Raw genomic sequence first — 13,982 nt, forward strand, 5'->3', positions numbered from 1 at the left:
TTACTGCTATACCTGCAGCTTAATCTGGCGGCTGTAATACCAGGTGGTGCTCCACAGCCATATGCTGGCAAGCGGGATGATCCAGAAGGCGATGTGAAGCCCCTGAAAACTGGCCCAGAATCCGGTGGCAAAAGAGGCTACCTGCACCCCGATAGCATTCCCAATCAACGAAATCCCTGACAAAACCGGACCTTTTGAAGGATCCACATTCATTGCCGCCGAAAGTACCAGAGGAAAGAGACCGCCTAATCCCAACCCGAGCAGGAAATTGAAGCTGCCAATAGTCACACTGCCTGCGGCAAGCTTAATACCGAAAGCACCGGTAAGGGTCATAGTAGCCAGAATCATCATTAACCGGTAAACACTGTAATAGCGCAGGAACCAGGAAAAAATCAGCCGGCTTAATGTCATACCGGCGGTGAAACACGCCAGGAGATTGCGGGCCTGTTCACCATCGTACCCATCGTTTTTTGCGTAACTGACAAACCAGTTCGCATTACCGAACTCCACCGCCCCGTAGCCGAAACTCACCAGACACAGCAGCAAAAACACAGGCTGCCTGAGCATATCCATGTACTTCAGTGACGATTTCTTTTCTGCCGGTTTGCCTTTGCTTAGTTTTCTGTGCTGTCCGGCAATCATGAATGTGTAGGCCGACACGCAAAGCAGAAGGAAAGTCAGAAATTGCAGCGGCTTCTGCCACTCGTGAGAAAAGGTGTAGATCAGGGTCACGTAGAAAGACGCAGCGAACGTACCGAGGCTGAACATAAAGTCCATCACGCCCATCATGGCGAACCGCTTCTCTGCGTACAACTGGGCTATGAGTGTGTGTCCGATGGTGATTACCGCAGAGCTCACCACACCGGTGAGAAACACCATCAGCAGCATCCCCTGCCAGACGGTCATCAGGGAGACCCCGAACACCAGCACCGCATCCACAGCACACAACCAGGCCAGCAGATAAAGAAAGTCGAATTTACTGACATATTTGCCGCCAAACAGAGCACCCAGCATCATGCCCAGTGAGAACAGCAGAAACAATGCTCCGCTGACGGTTTCACTCATTTCAAGATCGGCAGCAATCTCCGGCAGCAAAACGCCCCAGAGAATAAAAAGCATCCCGAACAGAAAAAATCCGCCAAATATGATCGCGGTAACCGGCCGGCGGCTCACAGGCACTCCTTAACGTCAGACGTCAGGGCTACCGTTTTCTGTAACGAACTTAGGAATATTAAACGCAATGGCCAGTACACCAAACACAAACAATAACATGGGGTACCAACAATACATGGAAACGGACAGCGGAGATAGCCCGCCTACAGCGGCGATTGTGAGGATTTGCGCACCATAGGGCACCAGCCCCTGAAAACTGCACGAGAACACGTCCAGAATACTGGCTGTACGACGGGGGTCAACGCCATATTGTTTATTCAGATCGCTGGCTATCGGACCGGCTGCCACGATAGAAATCGTGTTATTCGCCGTGGATAAATCCAGCAAACTGACAAGAGCCGCAATACTGTACTCTGCCCCCTGACGACTTTGCACACGCCGGGTTAGCACCTGAATCAGCCAGGTAATACCGCCGTAAGCATGCATCAGACTGACAATACCACCGATTGTCAGAGCGATAACCGACAGATTCTGCATCCATCCCAGGCCGGTTTGTATACTTTGCCACATCCCCATAGGTGCGAAACTACCGGTGATAAGGCCGATAACCCCTGCGGATCCGATACCGATAGCAAGCACCAGTACCACATTCAAACCTGCCAGTGCGCAGGCAATAATGAGCATGTAGGGCAGAATGCGGATGAGTTCGTAATCACCCTGCTGTAACGAACTGGTATCCGCCACGCTGACAAATGCCAGAATGATAATGGTGATCACAGAGGCCGGCAGGGTGATAAGCAGGTTAGCCTTAAATTTGTCGGTCAGCCTGACGCCCTGACTGCGGGTCGCCGCGATGGTGGTGTCTGACACAAAGGATAAGTTGTCACCAAACATGGCTCCGCCAACGACCACACCGGCCAGCAATGCCGGTGACACACCCAGGCCATCAGCCAGTCCGAGCCCGATAGGAGCCAGCGCCGTGATAGTGCCGGTAGAGGTCCCCATGGAAAAAGAAATAAAACAACAGATGATAAACAGACCCGGCAATATCATGGGCGTTGGTATTACGCTTAACGCCAGGTTGACGGTGGCATCCCGCGCGCCGATATCGATGGTCAGCGAATAGAATGCGCCGGCGAGCAGAAATATCAGCACCAGCAGAATAATGTTCTTGTTGCCCGCCCCCTCGCAGAATTGCGCAATCTTCTCATTCAGAGTGAGCTTCTGACCCTTCGGGTTCAGCAGCAGGGCATATCCGGCGGCCAGGAAAAGGGCTACCAGAACTGGCATAGCGGTAATGTCGTCGCTGATAATGCCGGCAATCAGCATAGTGACAACGAAAAACAATATAGGCGTTAGCCCCAGAAATTGGGCAGGTGCTGACTTTTGCACGGGACCTCGTTGATTGTGCAGATGAATCCGGAAAAGATTTTATCGTAAACACGCTATCCGGGTGAACGTTAAACAGCAGTAAAACAGATACTTTAGCCTATATTATTTCACGCTATCTTATGTAATCCTTCTGTATGACGATTTTCATCCGTCATACAGGCGAGCGGTAACCGGCATGGAGATACCCGGCTGGCACTGCACACAAGGAACAGAAGAAAAGGTGTAATATGAAGAAGTTAATCAGTGCTTTAATTATCAGCGCGTCGGCCCTGAGTGCCGCCCCCGCGATGTCGAACGAATTAGGCAGTTGTCTGATCGATTCCTTAAACGGCAAAGAAAGAAAATCGCTGGCAAAATGGATTTTCTTTTCCATGGCCGCTCATCCTGAAATAAAAAGCTATGCCGAAGTATCGGAAAAAGATCGCCTTGAGTCTGATAAGGAAATCGGCGACCTGGTCACCCGCCTGCTCGCAAGCGACTGCCCGGCGCAGTTTAAAGTTGCCTCTGAATCTGATCCCATGGCACTCCAGCGTGCTTTTGAACTGGTTGGTCAGGTCGCAATGGGCGAGTTAATGCAGGATCCGGTGGTTACTGACGCTATCGGTAATTATTCCCACTTCATGGATCCGCAAGCCATTCAAAGCGCACTGGCCGGCGGGCAGTAAGGGCCAGCCAGCAACTTCATTGCAAAAAAAAGCCCGCAGACACACTGCGGGCAATAAGTCGACTAACGTCGGATAGAAAGCTGTCAGAAGCCGGGGCCGGCTTTCACGATAGCATCACTGACATCATATTTTTCGAAATTGGCTTTGAATTCCTGCACCAGATTTTCAACATAGGTTTGGTAAGCCTGCTGGTCGGCCCAGGTTTCTGCCGGCACCAGCAATTTACTGTCGACACCCGGTACCGCTACCGGCACGTCCAGATTCAGACCATCAATATGGCGCGTTTCCACATTGGCCAGTTCACCGGAAACGATGGCGTCGATTACCGCACGGGTAACAGGTATATCGAAGCGCTTGCCGGTACCGTAGGGACCACCGGTCCAGCCGGTATTCACCAGGAACACTTTCGCGCCGAAACTCTTCACCCGTTTAATCAGTAATTCCGCATACACGCCGGCAGGACGCGGGAAAAACGGTGCGCCAAAGCAAGTTGAAAAAGTCGATTCAATATCAGCAGTGGAACCTATTTCTGTCGAGCCGACTTTTGCTGTGTAACCACTTAAGAAGTGATAGGCCGCAGCTTCTTCACTGAGCACAGAAACCGGTGGTAATACGCCGCTCACATCACAGGTGAGGAACACAACAGAGCGGGGCTCACCGCCCTTGTTCTCAGCCACACGCTTTTCGATGTGATCCAGCGGATAGGCGGCACGGGAGTTCTGTGTCAGGCTGACGTCGGCATAATCCGGGGTGCGTTTTTCATCCAGTACCACATTTTCCAAAATCGTACCGAAACGGATAGCATCCCAGATGACCGGTTCATTTTTCTGCGATAAATCGATGCACTTTGCATAACAACCACCTTCCAGGTTGAACACGCTTCCGGGCGCCCAGCCATGCTCATCATCACCAATCAGAAAGCGCTTGGGATCGGCAGACAATGTGGTTTTGCCGGTGCCGGACAGTCCGAAGAATAAGGTGACATCCCCTTGCTCTCCCACGTTGGCTGAGCAGTGCATGGGTAACACTTCTTCTGCCGGTAACAGGAAATTCTGTACACTGAACATGGCTTTTTTCATTTCACCGGCATAACGCATACCGGCGATAAGCACCTTTTTCTCAGCAAAATTCAGAATAACCACACCGTCACTGTTGGTGCCGTCACGCTCAGGATCGCAGATAAAACCGGGCACATTGAGGATCTGCCATGCCTCTTTGTTATCCGGATTCCACGTTGCGGGCTGAATAAACAGGTTGCGGGCAAAGATATGTTGCCATGCCGTTTGTGTTCGTACTTTTATTGGCAAAGCATGTGTAGGGTCAGAGCCAACCTGTAAATGAGAAAGGAAATGTTCCTGTGTATTTAAAAAAGCGTCTACGCGGTCCCACAATGCATCAAATTTATCTGCATCAAAGGGCTTGTTCACCTTACCCCAGTCAATGTCTGATTCCGTAGAGGGCTCTTTGACAATAAAGCGATCCGCAGGAGAACGACCTGTCCGGTGTCCGGTTTCTACTACTAGTGCACCATTGTCTGCAAGGCAACCTTCGCCACGTTTAAGTGCAATTTCTATTAACTCAGCTGACGTGAGATCAGTGAGCACGTTTACTGCTGTATCTGAATTTAAAAGTGGTGCCGCGGTCATTTTGGTAAGCCCTTTGGTAAGTTTACATTTTAACTTTCAAAAATCCTTTTCAATTCGATTGTATATAAAACAAGGGAAGAGACAACATCATAAATACAAATAGCGATTATTTTTTGATCTGAATGACGTTTTAAAGAAATAAACTTTCAGAATGAGTAAAGCATGAAAAAGTTGTAATGAAAAATAACTATTAATTTTCAATAAATTATGAAAATATCGAGGAGTTGTAACTTGATTGTAAAATCAAAAGACGGGTAACAAAATTTGGTTTACACACAATTAAACGTTGGTCGCCCTTTTCCGGAAGCAGGGCTTTGCGGCTGCGGCCTGAAAGCAGGACCTGCCGGGCTTAAGCGGCAGGCACTGTCGTATTTCCGTTTTTTTGCGAAGCGCTAACTCAGGTACTTCGCAGGGCTTTTACTGATCTTTACGGGTTTCCACAAACTGGCCATTGTGAATGGCTTCCACATCCACGCTGTCGAACAGATATTCAGAATGACAATACTGGCAGTGCATTTTAATGGCACCATCCTCTTCAATGATCTGCAGCAGCTCTTGTTTGTCCACGTTTCTCAGTGCGTCAGCACTGCGCTGTTTGGAGCAGGAACAGGAGAATGAAACCGGGTGAGCCGGATACACTTCAACTTCTTCCTGGTGGTACAGACGATACAGAATATCATTCACCGGCAGACCAAACATTTCATCCTCTTTCAGGGTTTCGGTCAGCTTGCACACATGCTCAAAATCAGTATCCTGCGCCACATCTGTAGCGGCAGCCTGACTGGGCAGTACCTGCAATAGCATACCCGCAGCACGGGCGCGGGTAGGTTCCTGCAAATCAGTCATCAGAATGATTTTCGTCGCCAGTTGTTCAGACTGAGTGAAATAGGCTTCCAGACATTCAGCAAGTGTTGGCTTGTCCAGCCCTACAACACCCTGATAACGTTCACCTTCTTCCGGCGTGATAGTAATCACCAGTACAGCGTCTTTTACCAGTTCACCAAAGCTCTCAGGCAAAACCGTCAGCGTTTCATCCCAACGGGCTACGCCACGAAGTTTGTATTCATGGGTGGCGTTGATTACCGCGTAGCTCACCGGCCCTTTACTCTGAATTTGCAAACCGATTTCGCCTTTGAATTTTAAAATTGCTGTCAGCAAACAGGTTGCCGCTGCCATTTCACTCAACAGGTGCTGGATTTGCACCGGATATTCCGTGCTGTGCACAATGGATTGCAGACTTTCTTCCAGCCTGACCAGCTCGCCGCGTACGTTTGCTGCATTCAACAAATAGCGATGTAATTCATCATAGTTGCTCATGAAATCTATCCTGTCTTAGCAGCTTACTGCTGCTTAAATTTAATAATCTGTCTGCGTTGTTTTTTGTCCGGTCTGTTGTCAGGACGCGGACTGTGAAACGCACTTAATTTGCGGGCCTGCTGATTGGATTCCCGCTGGGCAATACTTTCCGGTGTCTCCTCGTAAAGCGCTTCTGCGAGCGGTGCACTCAGGCGTTTATCACTCAGTCCCAGCACTTTTATTTCTTTTGTGTCCCATCCGGCCGGAACTTTTATCATGGCGCCGGGCTCTACGTTTCTGCCCGGCTTCGCACGCTGGTCGTTGTAATGCACTTTACCGGCCTGCACCATCTCCCGCGCCAGACCGCGGGTTTTGAACAGACGAACAGCCCAGAGCCACTTGTCCAGGCGGACATTTACGTCAGTATCGCTTTGATTACGATTGCTCATGTAATATTTTTGTCACTCTTTCGTTTTACTGTTGTGACCCCCGCCTCGACCGGGCTATGATGGGTCGGCTAGCTCTAAATCTATTATTAAAAAAGCAGTACCTTCGACAACGCATGACACTCGACAAATTGAATTCTCAGTCACTGGCACTTTTCTTCAGCCGGCATCAGAAACAAGTGCATCTCGCAATTGTTGTTTTGCTGAGCCTGTACCTGTTAGCGTTTGCTGCAAAACTCATCTGGCGAATTATACCCGAACCAGCCGGGCCTGCCACACCAGCCGGACTAACTTCACAGCCTGAACGCATTACCTCTGCGCAAAGTGGGGTCGATGTTGCCGGATTACAACAGTTGAACCTGTTCGGAACCGTCAACCGGACAGAACAGGCCGCAGACGAACAGCCGGTGACAGACGCGCCGGAAACAAAACTAAATTTAACGCTGACAGGCGTGGTAGTCAGTTCGCTCAAAGAAGAAGCCACGGCGATCATTGAAAACCGGGGCACCCAAAACGTATACGGTCTGGGCGAAAAAATAGAAGGGACTAACGCCACACTCGATCAGGTCATGAACGACCGCGTTATTATTAAAAACGGTATTCGCCGTGAAACCCTGATGCTTGACGGTGTGGATTACGACGAAGCAAACCGCCAGCGTACAGCGCGCGCTGATGACAAACCCCGTGCCGCAGCCCCCGCGCCTAAACGCCGCATTCCGCCTCCGCCGCAAAATCAGGTGGAGCTGGATGAAGACGTTGCCTCATCATTACGGGAAAGCCCGGCAGATTTCATGGATTTCATCGCTATTACGCCCAAAATCGGTGATGGCCAGCTGGTCGGCTACGAAATCAAACCGGGTAAAAAACCAGATCTGTTTCAATCAGCCGGCCTGCAGGCGGGCGATGTTGTCATCCAAATCAACGGATTGGATTTGACCGATACCCAGCAATCAAAGGAAGCCATGAGTGAACTTCGTCAGGCCGATACCATAGAGCTGACGCTGACACGTGATGGTGAGTACATTACCTTGTACCTGGAAATCCCGGAGGCGGGTAATGACTAATAAAAACAGGAAGACAGACTCATGAGGCAAGAGAGCCGGACTTTATTCTCCCGGATTACTGCAGCTATCTGTGCTGCCGCGCTGTGCGTCTCTGCCACAGCCGCAGAGTACATGCCGAATTTCAAAGATACCGACATCAATGAATTCATTTCCATTGTTGGTAAAAACCTCAAGAAAACCATTATTGTCGAGCCCAACGTCAGGGGCAAAATCAGTGTGCGTTCATACGACATGCTCACTGAAGAACAATACTACCAGTTCTTTTTAAACGTACTGCAAGTCTACGACTTCGCTGTGGTAGAAATGCCCAGCGGTGTGCTGAAAGTCGTGCGCTCAAAGGAGGCGAAGACCTCCAATATTCCGGTTGTTGAAGGTTCGGCAATGGACGGTGACGAAATGATCACCCGCGTTGTACCCGTTTACAACGTACCTGTGCGTGAATTAGCCCCAATCCTTCGCCAACTTAATGATCAGGCCGGTGGCGGCAACGTGGTTGCTCACGATCCGTCCAACGTGATGATGCTCACAGGCCGTGCGGCCGTGGTAAACCGCCTGGTGGAAATCATAGAGCGCGTGGACCGCGCGGGTGATGAAGAAGTGGAAATTGTTAAGCTGCGCTACGCATCGGCATCAGAGATGGTTCGTATTGTCGACAGCATCAATAAGTCTCAGGGCAAAGCCGCTAACACCGGCAAGTCAGAGCCCCGCGCTGTGGCAGATGACCGTACAAACTCAGTGATCGTCAGCGGTGATGCTAAAGCCCGTGCCCGCATTGTTAACCTGATCCAGCGTATGGACCAGGAGCTGGAATCAAGCGGCAATACCCGCGTTGTCTTCCTGAACTATGCCAAAGCAGAAGATCTGGTAAAAGTACTGCAGGGTGTATCTGCCAGCATTCAGGCTGAAGCACAGGGCGGCAACACACAAAGCCGTGGCAGTGCTAAGCGTGACATCAGCATTGATGCCCATGAAGACTCCAATGCCGTGGTTATCACAGCTGAGCCGGACATGATGCGTTCTTTAGAAGAAGTTATCCGCCAGTTAGATGTACGCCGTGCGCAGGTACAGGTTGAAGCCATTATTGTTGAAGTATTTGAAGGCGACGGCGCAACCCTGGGTGTGCAATGGGTTACTGAAGAAGGCGGTGGCACCCAGTTTAACAATGGTGTTGTACCGGTTGGTTCACTGGCTGTGGCGCTGAAACAGGCAGAAGACACCACCACCACAGAAGCCTACATCACCGATGAAGGCAACGTGGTACAAATCGATTCCACCGAAGAAGGCGATTATACCGCCCTTGCAAGCCTGCTGAGCGGCGCCAATGGCCTGCTTGCCGGTATCATCAAAGACGGCTGGGGAGCCGTCGTTCAGGCAGTCAGTAACGATACCAACTCAAACGTACTGGCAACGCCTCACCTGACTACCATGGATAACGAAGAAGCCTTCTTTATCGTGGGTCAGGAAGTGCCTATCATTACCGGCACCACCACCGGCGATAATAATTCAAATCCTTTCCAGACCGTTGATCGTCAGGAAGTGGGTATCAAGCTGAAAGTCACCCCGCAAATTAACGAAGGTGATGCCGTTCAGCTGACCATCGAGCAGGAAGTATCCAGCGTCAGTGGCGCAACGTCTGTAGACATTTCTATCAACAAACGCCAAATCAAAACCACGGTCATTGTTGATGACGGCGGCACCATTGTACTGGGCGGCCTGATTGATGAAGATGTTCAGGAAAGTGTGTCTAAAGTACCGCTGCTGGGTGATATCCCAATTTTAGGTCACCTGTTCAAGTCTACCTCTACCAGCAAGCGTAAGCGTAATCTGATGGTGTTCTTAAAGCCTACCATCGTTCGTGACGGTGTGCGTATGAATGAAATCAGTCACCGTAAGTACAACTATATCCGTGCCCAGCAACTGAAGCGCCACTCTGAAGGTGTGTCGCTGATGCCATCACAGGAACAGCCTTCCATGCCGGAATGGGATGATGCGCTGGCGCTGCCTCCCTCTTTTGAAGATTACATTCTGGAAAAAGAGAAGAACAAGGATAACGATTGATCATGGCTGCGAATGAAGACCCGCTAGAGCAGGCTATCGCAGCACAGGAAGAAGCTATGGATAGCCTGCCGGATGATGAACTGGCAGAAGCAGCAGGCCCCCGCCAGCTGAGTTTCAGCTTTGCCAAGCGGCATCATGTGTTGCTGGAGACAAATACGGATCCGGCCACCCTGTATTACACCGAAGCCACGCCATTTGCGGTATTTGCTGAAGTGCGCCGCTTTTTCGGTGAGCCGTTTACCTTAACAGAAATTCAGCAGGACAAATTCGAAGGCTTGCTGACACAGGCATTCCAGCGTGACTCCTCGGCTGCCAAACAATTGATGGAAGATTTGGGGAATGAGAGCGACTTGTTCTCATTAGCCGAAGAATTACCGGATACCGAAGATCTTCTCGACAGTGAAGACGATGCGCCAATCATTAAACTGATCAACGCTATGCTCGGTGAAGCTATTAAAGAAGGCGCCTCGGATATTCACATCGAAACCTTCGAGAACCAGCTCATAGTGCGTTTTCGCGTTGACGGGGTATTGCGGGAAATTTTACGTCCCAACCGCAAGCTGTCTTCCATGCTGGTTTCCCGTATTAAAGTTATGGCCAAGCTGGATATCGCCGAAAAGCGCGTCCCTCAGGATGGCCGTATAACCCTTCGAATAGCCGGCCGTGCTGTCGACGTGCGTGTATCGACCATGCCGTCCAATCACGGTGAACGGGTCGTACTGCGTTTATTAGATAAAAACAATGCCCGCCTGAATCTTGAAGATTTGGGCATGACCAAACGCAACCGCGATATCTTTTCATCGTTAATCCGTAAGCCTCACGGCATTATCCTGGTTACCGGTCCTACCGGTTCCGGTAAAAGTACTACCTTGTATGCGGGCTTAACGGAAATCAACTCGAAAGACCGCAACATCCTCACTGTTGAAGATCCTATCGAATTTGATTTACCCGGCATCGGCCAAACTCAGGTAAATCCCCGAGTAGATATGACTTTCGCCCGCGGCCTGCGTGCGATCCTGCGTCAGGATCCGGACGTGGTGATGGTGGGTGAAATCCGTGATATTGAAACCGCGCAAATTGCGGTTCAGGCCAGTTTAACCGGTCACTTAGTACTTTCAACACTGCACACCAATACCGCTGCCGGTGCCATTACCCGTCTTGAAGACATGGGCATCGAACCGTTTCTGATGTCTTCCAGTTTGCTTGCCGTGCTTTCCCAGCGCCTGGTCAGAACATTGTGTCCTGAATGCCGTATTCCGGTAAAGCCAAACGAACAGCAGGCGGAATTACTGAATCTGCCCGCCGGTGAGCCACTGCCGACCATTTATCAGCCCAAAGGCTGTGCCGCCTGTAATCAAACCGGTTATCGCGGCCGGACAGGTATTCACGAACTGCTGCTGGTTGATGAACCCATCCGCGGCATGATGCACGATGGTAAAGGTGAGCAGGCTATCGAAAAATACATTCGCCAGACCACCCCCAGTATTCGCGAAGACGGCTGCCATAAAGTGCTGGCCGGTAAAACGTCGCTGGAAGAAGTGTTGCGCGTGACCCGCGAGGACTAATCCATGGCAGCGTTTTCATACAAAGCGGTAAACGCCAGTGGTCGCAATAAACAGGGCGTACTTGAAGGCGATAATGCCAGACAGGTACGTCAGCAATTGCGTGAAAAAGGGCTTATCCCCTTAGAAGTTGAACTGGTAGCGGAAAAATCCGGCGGGAAATCACAGGGCTTTTCTCTGTTCCGTCCGCGTATTTCAGCCGCGGATCTGTCGTTGATCACCCGTCAGCTCTCTACCCTCATTGAATCTGCCCTGCCTATCGAAGAAGCGTTACTGGCGGTGGCGGAACAAAGTGAAAAACCCCGTCATAAAAATATGATGATGGCAGTTCGTAGTAAAGTAGTGGAAGGTCATGGTCTTGCAGATGCCATGAACCAGTTCCCCGGGGTGTTCGACGAACTCTACCGCGCTATGGTGGCAGCCGGTGAAAAATCCGGTCACCTTGACGTAGTATTAAACCGTCTTGCCGATTACACGGAACGAAGACAGCAAACCCGTAGTCAGATAACCCAGGCGCTGGTGTACCCGTCCATTATGCTGGTGTTTGCCATTGGTGTTATTTCACTGCTGCTGACCATAGTCGTGCCTAAAATTGTGGGTAACTTTACAAACATGGGGCAGGAGCTGCCGGCCATCACTCAGTTTCTTATCGATTTGAGTGAATGGATGCAGAGTTACGGTCTGATTGTTTTACTGCTGATTTTCATTCTGATTGCCGCAGGTAACCGGCTTGTGCAACAGCCTGCCATGAAGTTGAAATATCATCAGTTAATATTACGCTTACCCGTGGTCGGAAAAGTCAGTAAAAGCCTGAATACCGCGAGGTTTGCCCGCACATTGAGTATTTTGACATCCAGTGCGGTTCCGCTGCTTGAAGCCATGCGCATTTCAGCGGATGTGCTGCAAAATCAGCATATCAAGAATCAAATAAACGAAGCGGCGGTCAATGTAAAAGAAGGCAGCAGCTTACGGGCAGCGCTGGATAACACCAGGATGTTTCCTCCGATGATGATGCACATGATTGCATCCGGCGAGAAATCCGGTGAATTACAACAAATGCTGGGCCGCGCTGCGGATAACCAGGAACGGGAATTTGAGACACAGGTCAGTATTTCCCTGAAAATTTTTGAACCTATGTTGATTGTGGTGATGGCTCTTGTGGTGCTGTTCATTGTAATGGCCATCCTGCAACCGATTTTAGCTATGAACAAAATGGTGAATATCTAATGAGAAAAATGAGAAGACATGCCGGTTTTACCCTGATTGAAGTCATGATCGTACTGGTGATCATCGGCATCATCGCTTCAATGGTATTACCCAACGTTATCGGCAATCAGGAAATCGCTCAGAAGAAAAAAGCAGCGGTAGACATTCAGCAGCTTGAAGGTGCTATTGCCATGTATAAAATGCAGGCAAACCGCTTCCCGACCACGGAACAGGGCCTTGAAGCACTGGTTCAGGCTCCGACTATCGAACCCATTCCGAAAAACTATCCCAAAGGCGGCATCATTCAGCGCCTGCCGGAAGATCCCTGGGGCAATCCTTACCAGTTCATGAGCCCGGGCGAAATGGGCGACTACGACATTTACTCTAACGGTCCTGACGGCGAACCGGGTACAGATGATGACATCGGTACATGGAACGTAAACGAATACCTGTAACGACTACGTGCATGAAACAGCCCCGGCATACATTACAGCGGCATTTGCAGTGCGGGTTTACGTTACTCGAACTGATGCTGGTAATGGCATTAATGGGGCTGGCTGCCACTTATGTGGTATTCAATGTTTTTACTGTCAGTCAGTCTGATCAATTAAAAAAAGAAGCTCAGCGCCTGCAAGTGCTGGTTGATATGGCCAGCGACTATGCAGTACTGAACCAGCGCCAGTTGGGATTACGCATCGGGCAGGCGGATCATGAATACTATTTTGTGTTTCTGAACGACGAAGACGAATGGCAAAAAATCGATGATGAGAAGCTGTACGCGCCTCATACCCTCGCGGAACCTTTCACCTTTGCACTGAACCTGGACGATCTTCCCTGGGATACAGAAGATCAGTTATTCGACCGTGAAGTATTCGATGAAAATTTCTCACTGGATGACGCCGGTGTGGAAATCGGAAACGAGGAAGATAAAAAGTTGCCGCCTCCGCAGGTTCTGATTATGTCCAGTGGTGAAGTCACGCCGTTTACCCTGGTGTTCAGCTATGAACCCTCATTCAGCACCGACGCACCGGCGTATTTTCAGTTATTAAATCAGGATGTGCCGCCGCTTACGCTTAATGGTCCGCTGGAGCAGCCACCAGAATGATTACACCGGTAAAACAACGGGGTATGACCCTGTTTGAAGTTATGGCGGCGCTGGTGATTTTTGCACTGGCCGGTACTGCGGTAATGAAATCAGCAGCGGAACATCTGAGCAGCGTGAGCAGAGTGGAAGAAACCACTTTTGCTACCTGGGTGGCCAATAACCGCTTAAATGAAATGAAACTCACCGGCAAATGGCCGCCTGCGAATAACGCTAAAGGCACCATGGATATGGCGGATCGTACCTGGTACTGGCAGCAGAAAGTTACCAAAACCACTGATAACGATTTACGTGCCGTTGAAGTCACCGTCGGGCTGGACGATCAATACGAATTTTTTGAAACCTCGGTGACCACCTTTGTGGCAAAACCTGCTGAAATTGCAGCAACAGCCGGATCATCAAACTCCCGCGCCAACGGAACCAGCGGAACCA

Annotated in this window: 12 protein-coding genes and 1 pseudogene; 8 read left to right on the plus strand and 5 right to left on the minus strand. The window is 50.2% G+C overall.

The window, feature by feature from the left end:
• Positions 1–6 precede the first annotated feature (6 nt).
• Complete coding sequence (locus DS731_RS20705; protein ID WP_119503090.1) at positions 7–1,173, minus strand: MFS transporter; 1,167 nt, start codon at positions 1,171–1,173, stop codon at positions 7–9.
• Between the two features lie 15 nt (positions 1,174–1,188).
• Positions 1,189–2,505 carry a Na+/H+ antiporter NhaC family protein gene (locus DS731_RS20710; RefSeq protein ID WP_119503091.1) on the minus strand — a complete coding sequence of 439 codons (1,317 nt, stop codon included), beginning with the start codon at positions 2,503–2,505 and terminating at the stop codon, positions 1,189–1,191.
• A gap of 227 nt (positions 2,506–2,732) precedes the next feature.
• Here DS731_RS20710 and DS731_RS20715 point away from each other — a divergent pair, with 227 nt between their 5' ends.
• Positions 2,733–3,170 (plus strand): hypothetical protein, encoded by a 438-nt coding sequence (locus tag DS731_RS20715; RefSeq protein ID WP_119503092.1) that lies wholly within the window; start codon positions 2,733–2,735, stop codon positions 3,168–3,170.
• 83 nt (positions 3,171–3,253) lie between these two features.
• On the opposite strand, the gene DS731_RS20720 is transcribed toward DS731_RS20715, so the two are convergent.
• The 3 genes from DS731_RS20720 to DS731_RS20730 form a co-directional block, all read right to left on the minus strand.
• A complete protein-coding gene (locus DS731_RS20720; protein ID WP_119503093.1) occupies positions 3,254–4,816 on the minus strand; it encodes a phosphoenolpyruvate carboxykinase in 1,563 nt (520 codons plus the stop codon).
• Positions 4,817–5,233: 417 nt separating this feature from the next.
• Positions 5,234–6,133 (minus strand): Hsp33 family molecular chaperone HslO, encoded by a 900-nt coding sequence (gene hslO / locus DS731_RS20725; RefSeq protein ID WP_119503094.1) that lies wholly within the window; start codon positions 6,131–6,133, stop codon positions 5,234–5,236.
• Positions 6,134–6,156: 23 nt separating this feature from the next.
• Positions 6,157–6,561 carry an RNA-binding S4 domain-containing protein gene (locus tag DS731_RS20730; RefSeq protein WP_119503095.1) on the minus strand — a complete coding sequence of 135 codons (405 nt, stop codon included), beginning with the start codon at positions 6,559–6,561 and terminating at the stop codon, positions 6,157–6,159.
• Positions 6,562–6,674: 113 nt separating this feature from the next.
• Here DS731_RS20730 and gspC point away from each other — a divergent pair, with 113 nt between their 5' ends.
• From gspC to gspI, 7 genes and pseudogenes are all read left to right on the plus strand, one after another.
• On the plus strand, positions 6,675–7,622 hold the full coding sequence (gspC, locus tag DS731_RS20735) for a type II secretion system protein GspC (RefSeq protein ID WP_119503096.1): 948 nt from the start codon (positions 6,675–6,677) through the stop codon (positions 7,620–7,622).
• A gap of 21 nt (positions 7,623–7,643) precedes the next feature.
• On the plus strand, positions 7,644–9,680 hold the full coding sequence (gene gspD, locus DS731_RS20740) for a type II secretion system secretin GspD (RefSeq protein ID WP_119503097.1): 2,037 nt from the start codon (positions 7,644–7,646) through the stop codon (positions 9,678–9,680).
• Between the two features lie 2 nt (positions 9,681–9,682).
• Positions 9,683–11,245, plus strand: a complete 1,563-nt coding sequence (gene gspE, locus DS731_RS20745; protein WP_119503098.1) for a type II secretion system ATPase GspE — start codon at positions 9,683–9,685, stop codon at positions 11,243–11,245.
• Positions 11,246–11,248: 3 nt separating this feature from the next.
• On the plus strand, positions 11,249–12,469 hold the full coding sequence (gene gspF / locus DS731_RS20750) for a type II secretion system inner membrane protein GspF (protein ID WP_119503099.1): 1,221 nt from the start codon (positions 11,249–11,251) through the stop codon (positions 12,467–12,469).
• Between the two features lie 8 nt (positions 12,470–12,477).
• Entirely contained in the window at positions 12,478–12,903 is a 426-nt protein-coding gene (gene gspG / locus DS731_RS20755; protein ID WP_442858472.1) for a type II secretion system major pseudopilin GspG, read from the plus strand.
• Between the two features lie 11 nt (positions 12,904–12,914).
• Complete coding sequence (gspH, locus tag DS731_RS20760) at positions 12,915–13,553, plus strand: type II secretion system minor pseudopilin GspH (RefSeq protein WP_119503101.1); 639 nt, start codon at positions 12,915–12,917, stop codon at positions 13,551–13,553.
• Positions 13,550–13,921, plus strand: a pseudogene (gene gspI, locus DS731_RS20765) (type II secretion system minor pseudopilin GspI); the annotation flags it as partial. The gene gspH and the pseudogene gspI, both read left to right, overlap by 4 nt.
• Between the last annotated feature and the right edge of the window lie 61 nt (positions 13,922–13,982).

It is taken from the genome of Alteromonas sp. RKMC-009, assembly GCF_003584565.2.
Taxonomy (GTDB): Bacteria; Pseudomonadota; Gammaproteobacteria; order Enterobacterales; family Alteromonadaceae; genus Alteromonas.